The organism is Sorangium sp. So ce406, assembly GCF_051474675.1.
GTDB lineage: Bacteria > Myxococcota_A > Polyangia > Polyangiales > Polyangiaceae > Sorangium > Sorangium cellulosum_G.
Map to the genome: position 1 here is coordinate 7,615,480 of NZ_CP150340.1, position 22,545 is coordinate 7,638,024.

20 protein-coding genes are annotated in these 22,545 nt (G+C 68.9%); 8 read left to right on the top strand and 12 right to left on the bottom strand.

Annotated features, from left to right (window positions below; translation table 11 throughout):
- Nucleotides 1–13: 13 nt before the first annotated feature.
- From WME96_RS28180 to WME96_RS28195, 4 genes are all read right to left on the bottom strand, one after another.
- Nucleotides 14–1,105, bottom strand: a complete 1,092-nt coding sequence (locus WME96_RS28180) for a pentapeptide repeat-containing protein (RefSeq protein WP_437284682.1) — start codon at nt 1,103–1,105, stop codon at nt 14–16.
- Nucleotides 1,098–4,229: a DUF2169 domain-containing protein gene (locus WME96_RS28185; protein ID WP_437284683.1), complete on the bottom strand. Its 3,132-nt coding sequence runs from the start codon at nt 4,227–4,229 to the stop codon at nt 1,098–1,100. Before WME96_RS28185 ends, WME96_RS28180 begins: the two co-directional genes overlap by 8 nt.
- Before the next feature lie 82 nt (nt 4,230–4,311).
- Nucleotides 4,312–6,855: a type VI secretion system Vgr family protein gene (locus tag WME96_RS28190; protein ID WP_437284684.1), complete on the bottom strand. Its 2,544-nt coding sequence runs from the start codon at nt 6,853–6,855 to the stop codon at nt 4,312–4,314.
- A gap of 112 nt (nt 6,856–6,967) precedes the next feature.
- On the bottom strand, nt 6,968–7,468 hold the full coding sequence (locus tag WME96_RS28195; RefSeq protein ID WP_437284685.1) for an MGMT family protein: 501 nt from the start codon (nt 7,466–7,468) through the stop codon (nt 6,968–6,970).
- Between the two features lie 233 nt (nt 7,469–7,701).
- Between WME96_RS28195 and WME96_RS28200 the strand changes: the two genes are divergently transcribed.
- Nucleotides 7,702–8,274, top strand: a complete 573-nt coding sequence (locus tag WME96_RS28200; RefSeq protein WP_437284686.1) for a hypothetical protein — start codon at nt 7,702–7,704, stop codon at nt 8,272–8,274.
- Between the two features lies 1 nt (nt 8,275).
- Entirely contained in the window at nt 8,276–9,487 is a 1,212-nt protein-coding gene (locus WME96_RS28205) for a matrixin family metalloprotease (RefSeq protein WP_437284687.1), read from the top strand.
- A 79-nt stretch (nt 9,488–9,566) separates the two neighbouring features.
- Here WME96_RS28205 and WME96_RS28210 read toward each other — a convergent pair whose 3' ends face one another.
- The 6 genes from WME96_RS28210 to WME96_RS28235 form a co-directional block, all read right to left on the bottom strand.
- On the bottom strand, nt 9,567–10,916 hold the full coding sequence (locus WME96_RS28210) for a hypothetical protein (RefSeq protein WP_437284688.1): 1,350 nt from the start codon (nt 10,914–10,916) through the stop codon (nt 9,567–9,569).
- Nucleotides 10,917–11,276: 360 nt separating this feature from the next.
- On the bottom strand, nt 11,277–11,699 hold the full coding sequence (gene rnk, locus WME96_RS28215; RefSeq protein ID WP_437284689.1) for a nucleoside diphosphate kinase regulator: 423 nt from the start codon (nt 11,697–11,699) through the stop codon (nt 11,277–11,279).
- Between the two features lie 415 nt (nt 11,700–12,114).
- Nucleotides 12,115–12,519, bottom strand: coding sequence for a hypothetical protein (locus WME96_RS28220; protein ID WP_437284690.1), 405 nt, complete (start codon nt 12,517–12,519; stop codon nt 12,115–12,117).
- Between the two features lie 374 nt (nt 12,520–12,893).
- Nucleotides 12,894–13,721, bottom strand: a complete 828-nt coding sequence (locus WME96_RS28225; RefSeq protein WP_437284691.1) for a hypothetical protein — start codon at nt 13,719–13,721, stop codon at nt 12,894–12,896.
- Nucleotides 13,722–13,970: 249 nt separating this feature from the next.
- On the bottom strand, nt 13,971–14,291 hold the full coding sequence (locus tag WME96_RS28230; protein ID WP_437284692.1) for a hypothetical protein: 321 nt from the start codon (nt 14,289–14,291) through the stop codon (nt 13,971–13,973).
- A 276-nt stretch (nt 14,292–14,567) separates the two neighbouring features.
- Complete coding sequence (locus tag WME96_RS28235; RefSeq protein ID WP_437284693.1) at nt 14,568–15,023, bottom strand: GFA family protein; 456 nt, start codon at nt 15,021–15,023, stop codon at nt 14,568–14,570.
- Between the two features lie 140 nt (nt 15,024–15,163).
- On the opposite strand from WME96_RS28235, the gene WME96_RS28240 reads away from it, so the two are divergent.
- The gene (locus WME96_RS28240; protein WP_437284694.1) at nt 15,164–16,189 is read left to right on the top strand and encodes a helix-turn-helix transcriptional regulator; all 1,026 of its coding nucleotides are present in this window, start codon (nt 15,164–15,166) and stop codon (nt 16,187–16,189) included.
- A 36-nt stretch (nt 16,190–16,225) separates the two neighbouring features.
- The gene (locus tag WME96_RS28245; protein ID WP_437284695.1) at nt 16,226–17,635 is read left to right on the top strand and encodes a PLP-dependent aminotransferase family protein; all 1,410 of its coding nucleotides are present in this window, start codon (nt 16,226–16,228) and stop codon (nt 17,633–17,635) included.
- 795 nt (nt 17,636–18,430) lie between these two features.
- Here the strand turns inward: WME96_RS28245 and WME96_RS28250 are convergent.
- Nucleotides 18,431–19,330 (bottom strand): LysR family transcriptional regulator, encoded by a 900-nt coding sequence (locus tag WME96_RS28250; RefSeq protein ID WP_437284696.1) that lies wholly within the window; start codon nt 19,328–19,330, stop codon nt 18,431–18,433.
- A 78-nt stretch (nt 19,331–19,408) separates the two neighbouring features.
- Here WME96_RS28250 and WME96_RS28255 point away from each other — a divergent pair, with 78 nt between their 5' ends.
- From WME96_RS28255 to WME96_RS28270, 4 genes are all read left to right on the top strand, one after another.
- On the top strand, nt 19,409–19,543 hold the full coding sequence (locus WME96_RS28255) for a hypothetical protein (protein WP_437284697.1): 135 nt from the start codon (nt 19,409–19,411) through the stop codon (nt 19,541–19,543).
- A 32-nt stretch (nt 19,544–19,575) separates the two neighbouring features.
- On the top strand, nt 19,576–20,406 hold the full coding sequence (locus WME96_RS28260) for a DUF998 domain-containing protein (protein ID WP_437284698.1): 831 nt from the start codon (nt 19,576–19,578) through the stop codon (nt 20,404–20,406).
- 160 nt (nt 20,407–20,566) lie between these two features.
- Entirely contained in the window at nt 20,567–21,007 is a 441-nt protein-coding gene (locus WME96_RS28265) for a hypothetical protein (protein ID WP_437284699.1), read from the top strand.
- A 49-nt stretch (nt 21,008–21,056) separates the two neighbouring features.
- Entirely contained in the window at nt 21,057–21,299 is a 243-nt protein-coding gene (locus WME96_RS28270; protein WP_437284700.1) for a fascin domain-containing protein, read from the top strand.
- A gap of 79 nt (nt 21,300–21,378) precedes the next feature.
- Here the strand turns inward: WME96_RS28270 and WME96_RS28275 are convergent, their stop codons facing one another.
- A complete protein-coding gene (locus tag WME96_RS28275; RefSeq protein WP_437284701.1) occupies nt 21,379–22,476 on the bottom strand; it encodes a hypothetical protein in 1,098 nt (365 codons plus the stop codon).
- Nucleotides 22,477–22,545 lie beyond the last annotated feature (69 nt).

Sequence of the window (22,545 nt, forward strand, 5' to 3'; positions counted from 1 at the left end):
CTGCATCATCTCCTCATGATTGCGGGGTGCGTTGACCGCCGGCAGGCCGCCCAAGAACGTTGGCCTGCCAGTCTTCTGCTTCCTTGAGTTCCTGGTCGTCGCCGTGCGCCAGCGTCTTGCTCAGCGGCCAGATCGTGCCCTTGTCGGTCACGCGGTGCAGCCGCGCGCGCGCCAGCGTCGCGTCGGAGAAGTCGGCGAAGGACACGTCGGCGTGGGACAGGTCTGCGTAGCTCAGGTCCGCCCGGCAGAAGCGGGTCCCCGGGCAGGCCGCTCGGTGCCAGACGCTCGTCTCGAGCCTCGCGCCCGAGAAGTTCGCGGCGCCCACGCGCGCGTCGACGAAGAGCGCCTGGGTCAGGTCGGCCTGGGTGAGGCTCGCGTTCATCAGGGTCGCCTCGACAAAGACGGCCATGTGCGCGATGACCCCATCCAGCTTGGCCCCGGTCAGGTCGGCGCCCTTGAAGCTGCATTGCGTCAGCGTGGCCCCGGAGAAGTCGCAGCCGTGCAGGTCGGCGTTGGTGAATTGCGCGCTGCTGAGGTCCATCCGCCGGAAGTCCTTGGGCCCCATCCGCACCTCGACGAGGATCGCTTCCGTGAGGGTAATGCCCGTGAGCACGGCCTGGGACAGGTCCTGACGGAACAGGACCGCCTTGGTCAGGTTGGCGTGGGAGAAGTCCGCGCCTGCGTTCTCGGTCTGAAACAGGGAGGCGTCGGTCAGGTTGGCGCGGACCAACCGGGTGTTCTTGAGGCTGGCGTACTCGATGCCGGCCGACGAGAGGTCCGCTCCGGTCAGATCGGCCGCTTCGAGGTCCACGTGCGAGAGGTTCGCTCCGACAAGCGAGGCGTCGGCGAGCGCAGCCCCCGCCAACGTGCAGTCCATGGCGGTGCCAAGGTGAAAATCCAGCCCCTTCAGGTTCGCTCCCGCGAGGTCGCAGCGGTGAAAGATCGCCTCGCGCACCTTGACGCCCGCCAGGTTGGCGCCGGCGAAGCGGACATCCTCGAAGATCCCGCCGGAGAGGTCGAGGCCCGAGAGGTCGAGGCCCGACAGATCCAGCTCCGAGACGGCCTCTCCCTCTTCGATCAGCTTGCGCAGCGCTTCTCTATCCATGCTGCTTCTCGGCCGGGATCACCCGAAGTCGCTTGAGGTTGGCGCCCTCGAAGCTCGTGTCGTTGTCTCCGATCATCCTGTCGGCGCACACGCCGAACAGGTTGGCCTTCTCGAAGATGGCCCCACGAACGCACGCGCTGTTCATGACGCTTTGCCTCAGATCCGCGGCGTAGAGCGACGCCCCGGTCAAGTTGGTCCGGGTCAGCATCGCCTCGACAAGGCTCGCGCCATCCAGGGTTGCCTCGGTCAAGTCCGCCTCGTCGAGCAGCGCGCCGCGCAGGTCGGCGTTGGAGAAGTCGCTGCCGCGGAGGCGCGTCCCCATCAGGTTCGCGCCGGTGAGCGTCGCACCGCTGAAGTCCGCGCCCGCGAAGGACGAGCCCTTCACGCTCGCGAGGTCCCTGGCCATGACGTCCCGGAAGACGGCGCCGTCGCCCTCGGCGGCGATGAAGGTTGCGGAGCTCAGGTCGACGCCGGTGAAGTCGACCTCGGTCACGTTCACCTCGTTGAACGTGGCCTCCGAGAGCCGCGCGCCCAGGAGGCGCGCTCCAGTGAGGTCCACGCTCTGGAAGGTCGCCTTCTCTGCGACGACGCCTTCCAGGTTGGTGTCGCGGAGACTGGCCTCGGAGAGGTCGGCGCCCGAGAGCTTGGCCCCGGACAGGTCCGCTCCCCAGAGGTCGGCCTTGACGAGCACGGCCTCGCCGAAATCGACACCTCCGCGGGCCTTCACGTCCCGCAGGCACGCCGAGCCGAGATTGGCCCCATCGAGCTTGGCCTCCGAGAGATCCGCGCCCTCCAGGTTCGCGTGCGCCAGGATGGCTCCTGTGAGGTTCGCCTTTCGCAGGTTGCTCCCGTTGAGAAAGGCCGACTCGAGGATGGCGCCCGAGAGGTCGATTCCCGCCAGATCGAGATGAGAGAGGTCGGCGCCCGTGAGGTCGCACCCCGCAAAGCTCCGCCCGTCCTTGTGCCCGGCCTCGACCTCGTGGCGAAAACGCAGCGCTTCTTGGCTGTCGAGGCGCGCCGAGGCCGGCAAGAGGTGCGCGAGCACCCGCCCCTCTTCGCCCCACGCGGCGCGCAACGAGGCGTTCTCGCCCAGTCCCGCCGCGAATTCAGGGGCGTCGTCCTCCGCAAACTCAGCGGAGTCGTCCTCCGCAAACTCAGCGGAGTCGTCCTCCGCAAACTCAGCGGAGTCGTCCTCTGGAAAGGTGTCTCCGGCTGGCTCCTCGGGCAGGGCGCGGGCGGCCTCGGACGCCTCGTCGGGGATGTCGTCGTCGAGGTCGGCCTGGGGCTCGTCCTCGAGCCCTTGCCAGTCCACCGTCGACAGGAACTCTTCGGCTTTGTCCTGTGCGACGCCCTCGCGCTGCATCGCTTGCCGCAAGCGCTCGCGCGTCTCCAACACCGAGATCTCGCCCGGCTGGTCGGCGGCGTGCCGGCGCGCTTCCGCGAGCAGCGCACCGACGTCCACTCCTTCAGTCTTCGACGCTCGGCCGGCGATCTGGCTCTCGACCAGGCTGACCGCGGCCTCCTCGGATTCATCGAGGGGCTCGGGGTCCTCGGTGGGGCCTTGCTGGGAGAGATAGGCCTCGGGATCGATGCCCTGGTCCCGCATCCGCTTCTTGGCCACTTCCAGGATCGCATCCTGCTGGCGAAGCATCTCGGCGTCGTCGGCGTCGTCTACCAGATCGGGGGCCGTCGTCGCGGCCGCAGGCTCGATCGGCTCCGGGTCGGCGTCGTCTTGCGCCTCAGACTCGGGCTCGGACCACGCGAGGCTCTCCTCTTCCTCCCTGCCCTCTGGGAAGTCCATGGGCGGCTCCGCCTGGTCCTCGTCGGCCGCGGCGTGGAGGTGCTCGAGGTCGATCCCCATCCCGGCGAGGTCGGCCTCCATCTCTTCGATGTCGGGGTCCCTCTGTGCTCCGGCTCCGCGGACACCGGTGGCGGCGACTCCGGCCGCGGCCGCGCTGGCCGCGGCCGCGCCTCTGAGGGCCCGATCCGGAGTACCTCCCAGAAACCCCTGCCGCCTGAGCCTTGACGCGAGCCCCGAGAGCCTGTCATCGGGCAGCGGCGGCGCCTCCGGATCCTCGGGCTCAGGCATGAGCACGTCATCCTCGTCGTCCGGGAGATCGGGGTTCCGGAGGCCAAGCCGGGGGGCCAGGTACTCATGGTAATACGCGGCGGGCCTGGGAGCGCCCATGGCCTCGCAGGCGACCAGCACGGCCACCACGTCCTTCGCGTCGTCCTCGGCAACCTCGATGCCGCCGCGGAAGAGGACGACTCCCCGCTCGCGGTGCGGGAACAGGCGCACCGTGTCGAGCTTCATGGCGGGCTCGCGGATCTCCACCCCGTCGCTCGTCTTGAGACAGATGAAGCACCGGCTCGCGACCCCGGGGAGGGCGCCCTCGATCCGGGGCTTGTCGGGGTGCATGTTCTCGACCACGAAGGTCTCGTCGCCCCGGAAGAACCCGTCCATCTGCTGATCGTCCGGAGCCATATTGAACAGCGTCGGGTCCATATCCCGCGCAAAACCAGGGAAGCACTCCTCGCGCCACGCTGTATCGCAGGTGCCGATCTTGGAGAACCTCTGGGGCCAGGTGACGTCGTACCCGTCGAGACCGGCGGGCGACGGGCGGTCGCCGCGCGCGCGGATCAGGTGCCTGGGCGACTCGATGTTGGGCAGCGCTGCGCTCCTGTCGCCGTGCCCCTTGCCCAGCGGGTTCTTGGCGAACCCCTCTCCGCCAAAGGCGTTGCGCCAGGTGACCGGCATCTCGGTGAAAGGCGTCGGGTCCGACATGCCGAGCAGCCCCCACGTACGGTCGCCGATGACATAGAGGTTCTTGTCGATGGATCCGAGCTGGACGCGGACCGAGCTCGCGGGGCGAGCGACGCGCCCCGGCGGATAGCAGCGGCCCGTGACGAGGAGCTCGCCCCGGGTCTTGGGGTTGAACTCGTCGAAGAGGCCATCCTTGCCGAGCTCCTCCGTGGCCATCCTCCAGACCGTCGGCTCGTAGAGCAGCCGGGCCGGCTTTTCATAGGAGAAGCCGACGAAGGCGGTGATCAGGAGGTGCGGGGTGCGCTGGTTCATGAAGACCCTGGGCACCACCCCGAGACGCATGGGCTTGACGATTTTCATCCGACGAAATCCAGGGTAGCGGGCTCGATGGGTCGCATGGCTCAGCGCCGAGCGGGAGCCTGTTCCACACGCGCCAGGTGGATCACTTCAGGATGTGCAAATCCGCGTTCGAGAGCCCGAGGTGGGTCCTGATCTTCATGATCTCGTGTACGGCGTTGTAACCCTTTGCCCTGATGGTCGAAATTTTCAATTCCTTGATCTCGTTAGGAGCTCTCTTGAATGCCAGCCCCTTGATATTCTCGTATTTCGTTCCGTTGATGACCTCGACGCGCGACCCGATCCTGGTCTTGTAAAGACCGGTCACAGTGCTTTCGGCAGGGCCATTGATGGTGCTTTCGCTCCGCCCAGTGACCGTGGTTTTCCTCGTGCCGAAGATCTCGGTGGTGGTGCCACCCCTGATCGTCGCCTCGGTTCCCCCCGCGTGAACGGTAGTTTTTTGCCCTGCGAACAGGTCGGAGGTGACGCGACCGACGATTCGGTTCTTCTTCGTGCCCAGGATCTCTTTCGTGCTGTTGCGCCAGACTTTCGAGTCGCTATCTCCGATCACATGGCTCGTTCGCGAACCTTGGACCGTGCCCCTGTCGTTCCCCACGATCCGGGTGGTGCGGTTCCCCGAGACGACCAGACCACTGTTGCCTCTGATGGTGACACTGCGATTGGCCATGAGCAAGGACGTGTCGTCGCCGACGATCTTCGTGTTCCGACTCTTCCCGATGAAGGTGTCTCGCTTTCCGTAGACCCTCGTCTTCTCGTTGCCCACGATGCGTGTGTCGCGATAGCCCAGGACCACGTTCTGCGAGTATCCAGCGACGAAGCTCCCGGAGTATCCCCCGACGAAGCTCAAGGCGAAGCCTCCCACGATGCTCTCGGAGATACCCACGGTGATCGCCGTCCGGTTGCCGGTCACGATGTTCTCGGAGGAGCCTCCGATCCACGTGTAGGCGTGGCCCTGCGTCTTGACTTCGTACGACGCACCGGCGTTCGGCGCCCCCATCCGGATGTAGGTGTTGTCGTAGGGCGTCGACAGGGTGATCCGCTCTTGCCCGGCCTGGTCCTCCAGCTCGAGCCGGTTCCGTCCGCCCGTCTGGAGCACGTTCCGCGTATTGTTCCCCGAGGTGACCGGGCTCGGCGTCAGCGCGTTGGGCGCGACCCCGACGATGGCCGGCCGGTCGGGATCGCCTCCCGCGAAGGAGCACATGACCTCCGTGCCAGCGCGCAGCGGGAAGTGGAAGCCCTCGATACCACCGCCGTGGGGCTGCAGCATCCGGACCCAGGTCGACGCCTTCCCGCCGCTCAGGTCGCTCTCGTCGAAGTGAAACTTGACCCGGTAGCGACCATGGCTGTCGATCTGGGCGTACTCGCTGGCCGCCGGGCCATCGACGACGGCGGGCTCGGTGCCGTAGATGCGCGGCCACTCGGTGACCTGCGGCGCGCGGAACTGCGCCGTCGCGGCGATGGCCCTGGCCTCGATGCGGTAGTTGTCCTCCCACGGCGTGAGCCCCTGAAGCTCGGGCACCTCCGGGGCCTGGTTGGCCCAGTGCTCGACCTCGGTGGTCAGGTACTGCGTGTTGAACGCGGCCCGCGGGTGCTCCTCGAGCTCGAAGGTGAACCCGGGGACCAGCGTCACCGACGCGCCCGTCGCCTGGTAGACGACGCTGGCCGCGGAGAGGCTCTCGGCCTTGATCCGCGCCAGCCGCTCCCCGTCGCCCGGCGAGAAGAACCGCGCGCCGTACAGGCTGATCTCACCGAAGCCGCTGGCGGAGACCGACGCCTGCCCGGCGACCGGCACGGCCGGGTTGGCGTAGTCGTAGTCCTTGAGGCGAACCGCGCCGGGCACGGCGCCGTGCCGGCAGGTGAAGGCGCGGATCGTCTCTCTCGCCGTGTTCGCGCCGGGCTGCGGGTAATAACGGACGGGCTTGCCGCCGTTCGGCTGATGGACCGACCGATCGTCGGTCAGCACCAGCGTCTCGCCGCCCTCCTCGTGCTCGAAGTAATAGTAGATGCCTTCGCGCTCCATCCATCGGGCGATGAAGGCATAGTCGTTCTCGCGGTACTGGCAGACGTGCTCTTCGGCCTTGTAGGCGCCCCGGAGCTGGAGGGCGCAGTCCGTCACGCCGCCCTGTTGAAGGACGCTCTGGATGATCTCCGGGATGGTCTTCTCGCTGAAGATCCGGCTGTGGACCGACAGGGTGAGCAGCTCGAGGCGCGAGATCATGGTCGCCCGGAAGACGCACCGGCCGGCGAAGTCGTTGATGAGCTCGATGCTGCCGATCACGCCGCTTCGAATGAAGCGCTCGCCGCCGTCGCTCCGCTCCAGGGAGACGGTCACCGGCTGGCCCACGGCCGCCGCCATGTCGAGCTCATGGCCGACGTCGCGCGTCGTGATCAGGTAGAGCTCGAAGCGATAGAGCTTCGAGAGCCCCTCGGTGCCGTGAAACGCGACCAGCTTGATGGACGTGGGCAGCGCGCTCGATTGAACGACGAACGTGTCGGGCATGTGGAAGCCTTGCGGGTAAGAAACGGCGGCAAGCGCAAAAGCGCGCTGCTGAGCCTGGATGGTCTTTGCAACAACCGTGTGTCGTGTCGCCTGCGAGTTGCTGTCGTCCAGGACGATATCGGCATCCACGGCGAAAATTTCTGCCAGGATCAGCTCGTCGTGCGGCGGAGCTCCACGCGTTCGCAGGTGCGTTCGATGGTCGCGTGGCCGGGCAATGGCGGCGAGGAGGGACGACCGGGGCTCAGGATCGCCGCTTCCTGGGCGGCACGCCGCGGACCTTCTTCGCAGGCGCGGCGACGGGCTTGCTCCAGGACCACCCGAACCGATCGAGGGAGACGTTGCCGCGGTCGTCGAACTCGACGCCCTCGGCCTCGAGCAGCTTGCGCTGGAGCGCGCCGCCCACCGGGTCCTTGATGGTGACGGCGGCCCGGTTGCGCGGACGGCTCCCGAGAACGCGTTGCCAGGGCACGCCCGCGCCCGATCCCGTCTCCTTGAGCGCGGCGAGGGCATAGCCGACGTGGCGCGCGGCGCGGGGGTGTCCAGCCATCGCGGCGACGGCGCCGTACGTGCACACCCGCCCCGCGGGGATCCGGCGAATGACCCGATAGAACGCGTCCCACCACGAGATCGTGTCGGGCAGCGCCGCCGGCTCGCCACGCCCCCGGCGTGGCCCCGGGGTCAGCGTGAGGCGGCGGCCGCCCTCGGGAGCTTGCTTGCGCGCGCGGCGGTCCTTGGTGGCCACGGGGTCGTCCTACCACGGACGGGCTCACGGCATAAATCCCGGTGCACTGCCATGCGAGCAGCAACCGGCGACTCCGCGGATCACGGCGTCACGTCGCGCCACGGTGTGATGATCCGCCGCCACGACAGACTTGCTGCATCGCAGCGCCGCGAGCATGAGGTCAGTGCCCACTTCCTGTATGGTGGCCGCGCCCGCTTCGGGATAGAAACGGTGGTCCTGGAGGAGCCACCGACATGAAGCGAAGCGTGAACGCGGTGCTGTCCCTGTTCGTCTCCGCCGCTCTGCTCTGCATCGGCGCGACCGCCGACGCGACGACGGCCGTCCTGCTCTCGCGTGAGGATCTCGTGCGCCGGTCGGCGACGATCGCGCGCGTGAGCGTGGGCCAGTCGACCACGACGGAGTCCGACGACGGAAAATCGATCGTGACCCGCACCCAGCTCAAGATCACCCAGCCGCTCAAGGGCGGCGAGGCGGACGGCGCCGGCGCGAAGGTGATTGTGCTCGAGCAGATAGGCGGGACGTACAAAGGCAAGACGCAGCGGCTGGTCGGCGACGCCAGGCTCTCGCCGGGCGAGGACGCCATCGTCTTCCTGCGGCCGGGCGACAACGGGCGGTGGCACCTCACGGCGCTCGCGCTGTCGGTCTATCACGTGGACACGAAGGGCATGGCGCGGCGCAGCCTCGAGGGGCTGCAGCTCGTCCGGCGGAGCGGGGGCGCGCTCGTGCCCGTCCACGGGCCCGCCGACGAGATCGAGCCCGTCGAGAGCCTCATGACGGACGTTGTCCGCATCGCGGGAGGGAAGTGAGGTGAGCCGCCGCATCGCCCTCGCCGTCTCGCTCGGCGCCGCATCGCTCCTCGCCGCGGCTCCCGAGGCCGCCGCGTGGACGCCGCTCGACTCCGGCGTCCCCCGCTGGCGTGATCTGCCCGTCGGCTACTACATCAACCGCTCGACGATCCCGGGCCCCCTCGCCGGCTTCGCGGTCGCCCATATCGAGGCCGGCTTCGCGGCATGGGCGAACACCGGCTGTACGGAGTGGCGGGTCAACCTCCTCGGCGACACGACCGATCGTTACAACGCCAACGACGGCAAGAACGTGTTCCACTGGATCAGCAACTCCTGGCCGGGCATGCTCGGCGACGTCAACTCGGTCATCGGCGTCACGATGACGGTCTGGGGGCGCGACGACGTCATCGTGGACGCCGACATGGTCTTCAACAACGTCGGGTTCTGCTGGAACGACACCGGCAACAACGGTTGTGTCGACACGCAGTCGATCGCCACGCACGAGGAGGGACATTTCCTGGGCCTCGGCCACTCCGGCGAGCGGAACGCGACGATGACCGCGTACTACGTTGCCGGCTCGTCGACGCGCACCCTCGAGGACGACGACATCGAGGGCGTGTGCGCCCTGTATCCCATCGGCGGGACGACGGCCGCGAGCGCCTCGAGCGCCGCGAGCGGCGGCGGCGGCAGCTGCGACAGCTGCACCAACGGCTCGCTGTCGGACGCCTGCAGGCCGCAGTACGACGCCTGCGGGGCGTCGTTTGCGTGCCGGGCGTTCGCAGGCTGTATCTCCGAGTGCCCGGACGACGCTTGCGTGGAGCGCTGCACGCGCGAGCAGGCGGAGGGCGCGAACATCTATGTCCGTCTCATCGAATGCCTCTGCGACACCTGCTCGACGGAGTGCTCCGCCGAGTGCGGCGGCGGCAGCGGAGCCGGCGGCGGCGACGGCAGCGGTGGGGGCGGCGGCGCGAGCGCGAGCAGCGCGTCGAGCTCGTCGAGCAGCATCGCCTCGACCGTGAGCGCGACAGTGAGCTCGTCCGCCGCCTCGAGCAGCGGCGCGGGCGGCGCGGGCGGCGCCGACGCGGAGACCGACGACACGCCCAAGGGCGGCGATGGGGAGTCCGGCAGCGATTCCGGGTGCTCCTGCTCGACGAGCGGTCGCTCGGCCGATCTCGGAGGGCTCGCGCTCCTCGGCGCGCTCGGCGCGCTGGTATCGAGACGGCGCCGGCGCTAGCACCGCGTCGCCCGCGGGCGACGCGGGCTGGCAGGCTCCGCAGCCGGCGGCCGGCTTCAGCGCGCCGGCGCGTGGGCCGTCAGAACTGGTAAAGGGCGCCCGTCTCGACGCCCCAGCCCACGCGGCTCGCGTCCGTCTGCGCGCTGGCCGCCGGATCGAGCTTGTGGCGCGTGAGCATCAGAGAGGGCTCGAGCACGATCGAGAGCGCCTTCATGGGCGCGAAGGCATAGCCCCCGCGCAGGGTCACGTTGCGCTCGATGCCGGGGCCATTGCCGCCCACGCGCGCGGGATTGGTGGCCGGCGCGCCGTCCGTGGCCGGTGTTCCGGGCGTGTAACCGAGCAGCATGTCGTCGGTGTTGGCCACCAGCGCGACGCCCGCGACGAGATGCACAGCGTGGGCATCGAAGGAGAGCTTCCCCGAGACCCAGCCGCCTACCTCGGTGACGTCGTTCGTGCGGTAGCCCTGCCCGAGCGTCAGGAGGCCCAGGTTGGCGAGGTTCTGACCGCCGTACGCCTCGGCCCGCACGTTCAGCGGACCGGAGGTGACCTCGGCGAACAGGTTGCCACCCAGCGCCGTCCGCGCCTCCTCGGTGTCCAGGTTCGCGTCGAACGTGAGCCGCGTGCCGATCAGCGAGGCGCCCACCCACGCGGTCTTCTCAGCGCGATAGCTCGCGCGCAGCGCGAGGGTGGGCGTGCGCGAGTACTCGACGTTGTTGAGGATGGCCGTGACGTTCTGGCTGACCAGGCCGAGGGCGGCGCCCACCTCGACGCCGCCGAGGTTCGCGACGTACATGAGCTGGTGACGCACGAAGCCCGAGTTCCCGGACTGAAAGAGCCCGCCGACGAGGTTGTACGTGTGCGTGTTCAGCGGCGAGAACAGATCCCAGAGCTGACCGAGCGTGAGCTTGTGCCCCTCGGCAGGCGACCAGTCCACGAATGCCTGACGCACGCGAAGGGTGGTCGCCTGCGCCGGCGACGACTTGGCGAAATCGACGAAATCGACCTCGACCTGCCCCTTGACGGGCGTGCCCTCCCCGACGGCCACGCCGAGGCGCGTCTGCTGCGCCTGAAAGCTCAGGCCGACGGCATCCGGATCGGCGAGGAACAGCGGATTCGCCGCGGCCGTGGGGGCGACGTAGTTCGGGTTGCCAAAGGACTCGAGGCCGTTCCCCACGACGACGGTCGGCTTGACGATGCCGTAGACACGGACGAGCGGCTTGTCCTCGGGCTTCTTCGTCTCGACCGGCGGAGGAGGAGCAGGACGAGACTCCACGGACGGGGGCACCGCCGAGGACACGGGCGCCGGCTCGGCGGACGCGGCCTGCGGAGGCCGATCCGCCGTTTGCGCTTCGACCGTCGCCGGTACAGCAACTCCGGCCAGAGAGAGCGAGACGACGAGAGTTGCGCCAGGCGTCTTCCAGGTGCTCATGAACAATCTCCTCTGGCGGTGAATCGGGTACGCGGCACGGTCCGCGTGAATCATTTCAGCGCGCCGGGATTCCTTCAGCAAAATCCGGGTATGGCGGAGACCCATACTACCGAATCGCTCGGACTGTCAACAAACCCCAAGACAACGGCCCTCACCGACGCGGAGGCGGTCGCGCGGGATGCGGGCCGGAGGATGGGCCTGATCGCAGTGGCACAAGGGGGGTGACGTGGCGATCCTGAGGAGCGAGAACGTGGCCGGGCGGGATCCCGAGCCGTGGGGCCACGTCACGGGCGGGCCGGACGCGACGATCGACGAGGTGACAGGGCGTGTACCCCGCCGCTTCCAGCGATCCGACCGGGCTCAGAGGTCGAAGCGACCCGACGCCTCGGGCTGGTAAACGATGCGCTCGACCCGGAGGCGCCGCGTGCGGCTCGGCGTCGGCCACTCCACGTCGTCGGCCTCTCGACAGCCGAGCAGCGCGAGCCCCATCGGCGCGAGCACCGAGATCCGACCGCTCTTCACGTCGGCGGCTCCGGGGAACACGACAGTGACGCAGAGCCGCTCTTCCGTGTCGAGGTCGACGAGCTCGACCTTCGAGTTCATGGTGACCACGTTCGGCGGGATGTCGCCCGGCTTCACGACGTCCGCGCGCTCGATCTCGGTCTCGAGCGCCTCCAGGTCCGGGGAATCGCCCCCGGGCCGCGCGCGCAGCGCTTCGAGCAGCCGCGCGAGCCGATCGCGGTCAAATTCGGTGATGATAATGGGGTTCGAGTGAGGTGCCATGAACTGGGATCTCCTTGTGTCGTCGACGCGAGCCGGGCTCGGCCGAAGGCCACGCCGAGCGAGCTGGCCGGCGCGAGCGCTCGTCCAGATCGCCCGCGCATGCGCGCTCGACGCCAGCCCGCTTCATCCCGGGAGCGGTCGGCACAGGGCGCCGGATGACCGCTCCCCTACGAGCGTGCGGGCGACCTCGGGCAGAGCAGCCGGGTCCGCTGGGGGATGGGCGCGCTACGCGCGCCGTGGCGAGGCCACGAACGCGACGCGACGAGGTACAGGCAGGCGCTCATCCCGTGGAGACCCTAACACGACGGCCCCCCGCTGGCCATGGCCAGGGGGCGGCGCCCCCGACCACGGGCGAGCGAGGTCAGGGGGCGCGCCCGCAGCGAAAAGGCCGGGCTCACGGCGCCGGCCTGCCCGGCTACGCGGACTGGTCGATCGCCAGAAACGTCTCGCGGAGCGCCTTGGCCTCGGCCCCCTCGAGGATCACGGCCGCCGACACGGGCGTGGGCACGTGGTCGCGGAACTCCACGGGCTGGAAGGCGGCGAGGGCGCCGGACGCGGTGTAGGCGAGATCCAGGCGCACGGCGGAGGTGTCCGGCTCCCCCTCCCCGTCCAGCGCGAAGGGGAGCTTCGCGATGGCGGCGAAGTCCCGCCTCGCCAGGGCGGCGGTGAGGGCGTCCATGGGGCAGGTGAAGTAGCGGAAGCCCTCCTCCACCTTCTCCCCCGTGGGGGTGTAGACGAAGTCGCTGAAGATCAGCCATTTGCGACGGGTGGTGAAGCGAGGATCGGCGCGCAGGGAGTCGGACAGGTCTTTGATTTCCACCGCCCCTTCATACTGCAACCATGCCCGGGAATCTCCTCCCAATCGCAGGGTCGAGTCACTCTCGGCGCGCGCTCGCGGGCGAGAGAAGCGCTCGGCGACCACCATTCCCTCGACGGCGTCGATCAGCGGTGAGATGACGGAGATCGCGCCCACTTTCCTACCGCAGCGCCCATGTGGTCGTCGTTCCCGGCCTGCCCGACCCGCGCGACGCTCTCGGGGGCTCCTGATTCAGGGCACCGGGAAGTATTCTGTGTAGGCCCCGGTGTAGCGGTACCAGGCGCCCGCGCTCGGCGTGACCGTGAAACGCGCGTCGAGGCCGTGACAGGGGGTGTCGAAGCCGTCGTAACCCGGGCAAGTCGTCGTGCCCCCGCGCGTCAGAAGGCGTCGGTCTGGACCGTCAGCACCGCTTCGTCGAAGAGCTCCGGGCTCGAGAAGAACGGGAATGTCAGCGTCGTGCTGCCGAGGATCGCCTCGAGATCGTCGCCCACGGCCGTGAGCGTCACGCCGGTCCCCTCGCCCAGGCGAATGCCAGTGACGGCGTTCTCCTGGAGGATGTTGCCGTAGCGCGCGGATTGATGCCAGTAGTTGAACGTGGTGAGCGGGTTGGGCGGCGCCGCGGGATCAGGCAGGGTGACGGGGCCGTCCAGATCGAACGCGAGGCCCGCGGGCCGAGGAACGGAGACGGCCAGTTCGGCCTGGGGGCCCGACGTGCTCGTGATCTCGTACGACATGAAAGGAGCGTAGCGCGCGTTCACGCCGAGGAGGCGGAGGCGAGCGGCGAGGATCGGGTGGGTGGTCGCAAACGCGATCTGGTAGAAGTTCTGATCTCCAGTGCCCGTCGGGGGGACGACGCCGACGCCGAGCTGCGCGAACACGCCTGGCTGGGCGAGGCGGTCGTTCACGCTGATCTCGGCGCAGTCCCCCGCCTGCGCGACCACGACGGCCATCCCGGGTGCTGCCTCGATCACGGTGTAGTCGCCCGGCACGAGCGGCGCGACGGTGGACAAGGGGGCGAGCCCCACACCGGCGAACTCGTCGCAGTCGAGGTACCGAGCGCCGAAGTCGGGCGAGAGGGTGATCGCCTCCTGCGAGGCGGCGATCTCCGGGTCGTCCGGCCCCCCCGCCGCCCCGCAGGCTGCCACGAACGTCATCGGGAAGATCATCACGAGCGCGCTCTTCTTCATCGGTGCTATCGACTCCATTTTCGGGGTTTCTCCCGGGCGAACGCTTCCATCGCTTCGCCGCCGCGTCGATGGCCATCCACGGAGAGGAGCACGGATACGTCACGGATCTCCGAGCCTTGCGTCACCGGTCAAGGCGGCGCCGGGACCGGCGCGCCGGCCCTGCCGCCGTTGACGGCGCAGGTCTCGTCGTCGGCGGCGAGCGCCGGCAGCACGGGGCAGCGTCCGGATCGATCAGGTCCTTCCGGCCGGTCCGTGGCCAGCGCGGAGTCAGCGCTTTATCTGGGCATCAGGCCAGAGCTCGAGGATCTCTTGCAGCTGCTGCTGGGGACCGAACTCTTCCCAGACAAGGCCATTGCAATCCCGCGCTTCGGAGAAGGCGCTGGCAGCGTCGTCCTCCCACCCCAGATGACGCAGTCCCGGAGCTTGGCCAGCGGGGATCTGACGAATAGAAAAGTTCACCGTGTCGGTGCGCCAGAGCGCGTATTCGTCGGGCACTATCACCTGCGGCTGGGCCGCCAGGCGCTGCGTGTAATCCGCGATGGAGTCCGTCAACGAGCGCACACCCAAGGCAACGTGGATCTTTCGCATCGACTACCCTCCGCACACCGCCGACGTCATGTCAGCGAGGCACGCCATGACCGAATTCCGCACAGAGACCGACAGCATGTGCGAGGCAGAGCACCGGCCTCGGCGCGCGAGCCCGGCGCGCCGAAGCCAATCTAGTGCCTCCCTTCGGTTTTGGCGATCCGTTTCGCCCGGCCAAAGCCAGCCCGGTGTCGTGGGAGTGCGTCGGCCGCAGCCGCCCGCCGACCAGCCCTGGGGCGAGCGCGTCGCGGTGGAGCAGGCGACCCGGGGCGCCTCGCTTCAGGCCCGCTTCGCGGCCGTGACCGGATCCACGTACGGCGCCACGGCGAGCTGCTCCCACGTGTTGTGGAGCCCGTCGAGGTACGTGACCGGGACCCCGGAGAGATCCGCGTCGTCGAGGCAGTTCAGGTTCACGGTGCAGTACGCGCCGCCGAGCATCGGGAGATCGCCGTGCCCGAAGACGCGGATACCGCAGGTCTTGCAGAAGCGGGCATGGCCGGCCTCGGACCGCGAGAAGTCGCCGAGGACCTCCTCGCCGGCGACGAGGCGGAAGGCGCTCGGCTTCACGATGATGCCCCACCACCTCGTCTTCGTGCAGATGGTGCAGTTGCACTGCGTCGTCCCGGCGCTCGGGTCGAAGTCGGCCTCGAAGCGAACGGCGCGGCAGGCGCAGCTCCCCCGGTAGGTCCGGGCGCCGGGGGTCGTCGTGGTCTGCGCGGAAGCGGCGTTGCTCATGGGGGAAAGCTCCAGGGATTGAGGGGGGCGCGGCGCCTTCGGGCGCCTCGTCCGCGTGATGAGACGAGGCTACACTGGCTTGCGGACAGATTCGGTCCGCAATGATCCAGGAACAACGACGTGAGAACGAGGAGCCGCACGTGATCCAGACCTCCGCGCGCTTGCTGAAGCTGCTGTCGCTGCTGCAGTCCCGGCGTTTCTGGACGGGCGGGGAGCTCGCCCGCGAGCTCGAGATCACCGAGCGCAGCGTCCGGCGCGACGTGGACCGGCTCCGTAGCCTCGGGTACCCGGTGCACGCAGCCACGGGCACCGGCGGCGGCTACCAGCTCGGCGCCGGGAAGGAGCTGCCGCCGCTCCCGCTCGAGGACGACGAGGCGGTCGCCGTCGCCGTGGGGCTGCGCGCCGCGGCGACCGGGCCCGTGAAGGGGCTGGAGGAGGCGTCGGTGCGCGCGCTCGCGAAGCTCGATCAGGTGCTCCCGAAGCGGCTCCGGCGCAAGGTGAGCGCGCTCGAGGCCGTGAGCGTGCGGCTGGGCGACGGCGGGCCCACCTTCGACGCGGACGCGCTCGCCGCGCTGGCGAACGCCTGCCGCGACGCCGAGGTCCTCCACTTCGACTACAGCAGCCACAGCGGCGCGGCGAGCGCGCGCGCCGTCGAGCCCTACCGGCTCGTGCACACGAGCCGCCGCTGGTACCTGCTCTCGTACGACCTCCATCGCGAGGAATGGCGGACGTTCCGCGTCGATCGCATCCAGGGCAAACCGAGGGCGGCGGGGCGCTTCAAGCCGCGCCCGCTGCCCGCCGAGGACGTGGCCGCCTACGTGTCGCAGTCGGTCTCGACGGACACGTACCGGTTCCGCGCGCGCGTGACGGTGCACGCCGCCGCGGACGTCGTCTCGGCGCAGCTCTCCGGCGTGGCGGGGCGCGTCGAGCCGCTCGGGCCGGACCGCTGCGTGATCCACACCGGCGGCGCGACCCTCGATTCGCTCGCGTTCCACCTCGGGTTCATGGGGTTCGAGTTCGAGGTGCACGAGCCGGAGGAGCTGATCGAGGTCCTCCGCCGCCTGGCCGATCGCCTCGGCCGGGCCGCGGGGCGAGCCGGAGCGGCGGCGCAGGGCCCGGGCGCCTCGCGGCCTCCTGTCGGCCGCCCGGACACCACGGTCGCATGACGCCTTCTTTCCCGGGAGAAGGGCTATGTTGGGCCCGTGTTCGGCATCGTGCTCGATCGCGCCTCGCGGCGCTCGCTGGCGCTGCAGCTCGCGGACGGGCTGCGCAAGGCGGTCGTCGCCGGCGAGCTCGCGCCCGGCGCCAGGCTCCCGCCCTCGCGCCAGCTGGCGGCGGAGCTGGGGATCTCCCGGCGGCTGGTGACGGACGCCTACGAGCAGCTCACCGGTGAGGGCTATTTCGAGACCCGCGCGGGCCACGGGACCTACGCCGCCACGCTGCCGGCGCGGGCGCCGCACGCCAGCGTCCCGGCGGCGGCGCCCCTCCGACGGCGTCGGCCCGCCATCCGCTTCGACTTCACCCCCGGGATCCCCGATCTCGCCAGCTTCCCGCGGCAAGCGTGGCGCCGCGCCGCGGACGACGCGATCTCGCTGGCGCAGGCGGCCGATCTCTCGTACGGCCCGCCGCTCGGCGACGCCCGGCTGCGCCAGGCCATCTCCGACTACCTGTACCGGTTCCGCGGGCTGGCCGCCGATCCGGCGCAGATCTGCATCACCTCCGGCACCTCGCACTCGCTGTCGCTGCTCTCGCGCCTCCTCCCCGCCACGACCCTCTTCTGCGAGGAGCCCGGGCTCACCTTCGCCCGCGACGCCTTCACCTCGGCCGGGTTCCGCTGCCGCCCGGTGCACGTCGACGACGCCGGCGCGCTCCCGTCCGGCCTGGGCGAGGTGCCCCGCGGCGCGCTCTTCTACCTGACGCCCTCGCACCAGTTTCCGACAGGCGCGCTCCTGCCGCTCAAGCGGCGGGTGAAGTTCCTGGAGCTGGCCGCGCCGGCGGAGGGGCTGGTGCTCGAGGACGACTACGACTCCGAGTTCCGCTTCCGCGGCAGCCCGGTCCCGCCGCTCGCCTCGCTCGACGCCGAGCGCGTCGTCTACCTGGGGACCTTCTCGAAGTGCCTCGCGCCCTTCGTGCGGGTCGGGTACCTCATCGCCCCGCCCCACCTCGTGGGCCCGATCGCGGACCTGGTGCGGCGCACCAACGTCCGGGGCTCCATCCCGCACGAGCGGACGCTGGCCCGCTTCATCGAGGAGGGCCACCTCGAGCGGCATGTCTTCGCCATGAAGCGGCGCTACCGCGCCCGGCTGGAGGCGATCCTCTCCTTCCTGGAGGCCCGGTATGGGGATCTGGTCCGCACCGGCGGCGGTGAGACCGGCTTTCACCTGCACGTGCGCTTCCGCGGGCGGCGCTTCGGCCCGACCTTCACCGACGTCTGCAGCGCGGAGGGGCTGCGGATCTCGACCGAGGACGAGTTCCGGGCAGCGCCGTCGAGCGAGGGCGACGCGCTGGTGCTCGGCTACGGCAACGTGACGGACGAGAAGCTCGACGAGGGCCTCGAGCTGCTGGGAGCCCTCGTCGAGCGGCATGCGGATCGTGAGGTCCGTTCGCCGTGAGCCCTCCGTCGCCGCGTCTGCGGCGATGCGCTCTGCAAGGGGAAAACAATTCGGAGACGCAGAGATAAACCTGAATAGTTTCAAAATGTTGGCTGCTGTGCCCGACAGCTGCGTGGCAGGCGCGGGGAGGCCGGGGGAGCTGTACGGGGCCATGGGCGCGCCCGTGCCGGTGCCGGCGGCGCGGGTCGTCAAGGGCGCGGCTTCGGATCGCTACGCCCGGGGACGCGCTCGGGCCAGTGGTCGTTCACCATCCAGCGGCTCGGTGAGGAGGAACTCGGCGCGGCCGCCGTCGAGCGCAGGGCGCCGGAGCCGATCGGCGCGGTGCCTCGCCGCGGCGCGGGCGTCGGGCCGCCGGACGGCCGCTCCGCACCCAGGCGACGCCGAGGTCCCCGGGCACGAACTCGGGGCCGCCGTCGTCTACCTAGGCACGCTCGGGTTGTCGCGGATGTCGGCCACCTCCGCTAGTTCCGCGTGTCAGAAATCCCGCCAGGAACACCGCTCGATGACAACCGGCCGCCGGAAAGGTGCCTGCACCTGGCCCTGCGTCGTCGTGCGCGCCGCCGGCGCTCTCAGCGAAGTCGCCCGCGCATGCCGAGCCTACGGTGCGAGTTGAGCCGACCCTGATCTCGGTCTTGCACTGGGGGCGGCTGCTCGACGGGGAGTTGTTCGCAACGTCGCGCTACGTCGAGTGGGCTGTGCACATGAAACGCACCTTCGGGTTCGATGCTTTGCGATGCCCCAGATGCGAACGGAAGATGCGCGCGCTTTCAGTCGCAGGATCGACCTGGCGCATGCCTACCGTGAGGATCCATGCACCGAATTCGTGATCTCGAGGAGCGACCGCACGAGCGGGTCCTTGTCGTCCATGGCGCGCCACACCGAGCGGCCAAGGATGACGACGTTGAGGTCCCGAACCCGCTTGAACACCACTCCGGCAAGGAGCGTCGACGCGGCGCTCTCGGGACACAAGCTGAGACCTTCGCCGCTCGCCACCAGCATGAGGATCACATCGCTGCTGGCCTCCTCGTGGGCGAGCTCGAGCGTGAGATCATGCGCCCGGAAGGCGGCGATGATGTCGTCGTGGAGGCGCGGGCCCTCCTTGCGCGGAGGCCAGAGAAAGCGCTCCTGCTTCAGGTCCGCGACCCTCAGCGTGCGCCGTGCAGCGAGGCGATGGCTCTTCGACATCACGACGCCGACGCGCTCGCGATACAGCACGCGGAAGCGGAAGAGCGGGTTGTCTTCCGGCGAATGGTAGCCGTACCCGACCGAGATCTTGCCATCGCGCAGCGCGGCGACCTGCTCCTCGCTCGGCAGCGGCCGAAGGCGTACCTCGACGCGCGGATGACGCGCGCGGAACGTCTGCACGATCCTCGGCAGCAGGAGGGTGTCAGCCAGGGCCCCGTCGAATCCGACCACGACCGTCCCGATACGGCCTTGCGCCGTCGCGCGGGCGTCCTCGACCGCGAGCGCGGCGCGAGCCAGGGTCGCGCGCGCACCTTCGAGGAAGCTCCGGCCGGCGGCGGACAGCTTCACCCCGCGTCCCGAGGGCACGAAGAGCTCGACGCCGATCTCAGCTTCGAGCTGAGCGATTTGCCGGCTCAAGGGCGACTGCGAGACGTGAAGCCGCTCGGCCGCCCTTCCGAAGTGCTCCGCTTCCGCGACGGCGATGAAGTACCGCAGGTGACGTAGCTCCATGATTCAGACCTATAGGGTCTGAAACCGTTGCGATCAATGTCCTGGTGGTCTTGAGCGCGACGGTGCAGGCTGTTCAACATGAGGCGACACGAGACGTTCGAGAAGCTGTCGCCCGGCTTTCTTGGGCCGGCTGAGCTGGCGCGCGGCTGGGCGTCGCGCGTCGACTGCTCGAGCGCCGACGCAAAGCACACGCTGGGGCTTCTGTTTCGCTGAGCCTCGCGACCGACAACCGAGAGAACCCGAACATGACCGAGAACAACCCCACCTCCAGCTCGGAACCAAAGGAGCGCGCGAGGCCCGCACCCGAGGCGAACCAGATGATGCAACGTCGCCCCGCCGGCGCGCTGCTCGTCGCCGGGGCAGTGATCTTCTTCCTCGCCGAGTTCATCGCCGCCGCGGCATGGACGGATCCTCCCTACAGCTACACGCATCACTACATCAGCAACCTGGGAGTCCGTGGCCCCCTCGAGGCTCTTGGCCAGTTCATGAAATCGCCACTCGCGTGGGTCATGAACACCGGGTTCTTTCTCTTCGGGATCATGTTCTTCATCGGTGTCGCCGCGCTCAAGGGCCTGCGAAGCTGGCGCCGCTGGGCAGCGCTCATCCTGGGAGCTCTCGTCGCGCTTGGCGGCGTCTTGCTGGCGTTCAACCCCGGTTCCGGAGAGCCGCCCGACGGCGCAGTCGACTATCACGCCCTGGGCGCCTTCGCGTCTATCGTCGGAGGCAACGTGCTCGCGATGCTCCTTGGACGCCAGCGTCAACAAGTCGGAGTCACTCCCAAAGCCGGGAGGGCCATGGTCGTCCTCGGCGTGTTCGGGCTCGCCTCGATGGTGGCCTTCCTCGTGGTCGCCAGCTCGGGGGCCAACGTCCTCATCGGCCTCGTCGAACGCTGCGCCGTCTATCCCATCATGGTCGGCTTCATCTGTGCGGGGGCGTCGATCTGGAATCACCGGACCGTTGCACGCTCGAGCGGCGAGGGCGAGACTTCCCGACCACAGATGCTGAAGCAGCAGCCAGCCTACATCAACATCATCAAGATGCGCGCCAAGGCGGTAGCGAGCGCCAAGCTGTTCTAGCTAGCCGCGGCCGGCCTACGAAGCAGCAGCTCATGCAGCTTCGCGACCTCCGCCTTCGACCACGCTCGTGCTCCGCGACCTCGACAGCGGCATGAAAACCTGTAACATATCCACAGAACAGGCGCTCTTCTGCACACGGACTGACATACGATTGGAATCCATGAACACCAACGCCGCCTATCGCTCGCTTGTCCGTCTGTCCTTCCTCATGCTCCTCGCGGTCGTCTTCTCCATCGGGTGCAAGCGGCTCAAGACCGGCGCGCGGGAGGAGTTCGGGAGAAAGCACAGCTGTCCCGAGGACCGCATCACGGTCCGCTCACGCGACGACGTGAAATGGGGCTCGATCGTGCTCGCGAAAAGACCCGCTGAGGCGCCGCCCGACGAGGTGAAGAACGACCCCGGCCGGCTGGCGAAATGGCAGAAGGACCGGGCCGAAGAGGACGCAGCGACGCGGGAGAGTCTGGACGAGCTCGACGTCTTCGAGGTGAAGGGCTGCGGCCACGAGGTGTTCATGGCCTGCGCGCACCCCGGCGGCGGTGCCGGCGAGGGGGTCGCGACCGACGAGGTCGTGTGCTGGGAGCAGCCCACCACGAAGCGCTGACGCGGTCTGGCGGTGGCCGGACTCGGCGCTCACGGACTCGGGCCGGTTCGTGAAGCAGAGGATCGCCGCAGGCCTCCCCGGACAGCTGAGCGGGGTCGTCGCGCTGAAGGCGGCGGTCAACGGCCGCTTCGTCTGCGCCGAGGACGCCGGCAACGCGCCGCTGGTCGCCAACCGCAGCTCAGCCCAGCGCTGGGAGGAGTTCGAGGTCGTCAGCAACAGCGGCGGGGCCCCGGTTCCAGCCTCACTATCGACCTCCTACGGCAAAAATCCCGGGAAATGTAGCGGTCGATAGCGGGATTCATACCAACGTCGCTCGCGCCGAGCTCGGCCACCGCCGGGGCATGCGCGAGCGCATGCCCCGGCGTATCGCTTCACGGATTGTAGTCAGGATTGTAGTCGCAGAGGCAAACTGAGTATTCACTCGCCGGGGGGGTCCACCAGGTCCCCGTATAGCTCGACTCGGTCCAGGGGACGTTCGTCCAGATGTCGCACACCTGCCGGCACACCTGCGTCGCGAGTTGCGGGTCCCAGATCGGCGCAACTTTCTTCTCGACGGCGCCGTCAGCGGGTATCTTGATCTGAGCCGAGGTATACCCAGAGATATCCCAGGCCTCGCTCAGGCGACCTCCCTTGAACTCGCACGTCGTGCCGAAGTGAACGAAGGAGCTGCAGCCAGGGTCGCGCAGGCAGGAGAGCGCGCACCCCTCGAGGTCGAGCCCGCGCTGGGTCTTCCATTTCTCTCCGGCGAGGACCTTCCCCTGGCCGACGTCGAACAGATCAGATGGAGTCTCTTCGAAATAGGCACTGCTCTCAGCGCTGAACAGGTAGGGGTAGTCGAGGTGGTTCAGCCGGTTGTGCGGGTAGTAGCCGCCACTGCAGATGATGTTTTTCGTAGGCCATTGCGACTCGCAGTCGGTATCCGTATCCGGCTCCGGATCCGGCATGCCGAACGTATGCCCGAGCTCGTGGCCGATGCTTCCGATCCTGCGCAGGTCCCCCTGCTCGGCTCCATCGATGATCCACTTGGGCATGACGGCTGCGCCGAAGCCGGCGGCCGCCCCGTTGCCGTTCACGCTCGAGATGTCGGCCTCCAGGAAGATGATGTACTTGTGGTTGGCGTCCCACCTGCAGGCGTCAGGGTACACGTCCCTGGCCGCGTTGCAGGCGTTTCCGAGCCAGTACCACTCTGCCAGGGCGCCGTGATAGTCGTTGGGGTTGGTCAGGAACCAGTTCACGTCATGATGGCTTCGAACCGTCACGACGTCGTCCGTGGTCATCGTGGCGCCGTAGTTCTGCCATGTCTGACGGTTGTGCTCGACGGCGTTCGCGACGAGAGCGGCGCGGTCACTTCGCTGCGCGTCGCTCGGCACGACGTAGAGGACACGAACACTCTTTGTGCTCGCTTGGGCACTCGCCGTGGCGGCGAGAAGCGTGGCTCCGAACATGGCGAAGGCGAATGTATTTCTCATGGTGTCTCCTTTACGAGGCGTGTGATCTCGCACGATGTGAGGGCTCGCGTGGGCAATCACGGCTGGCCG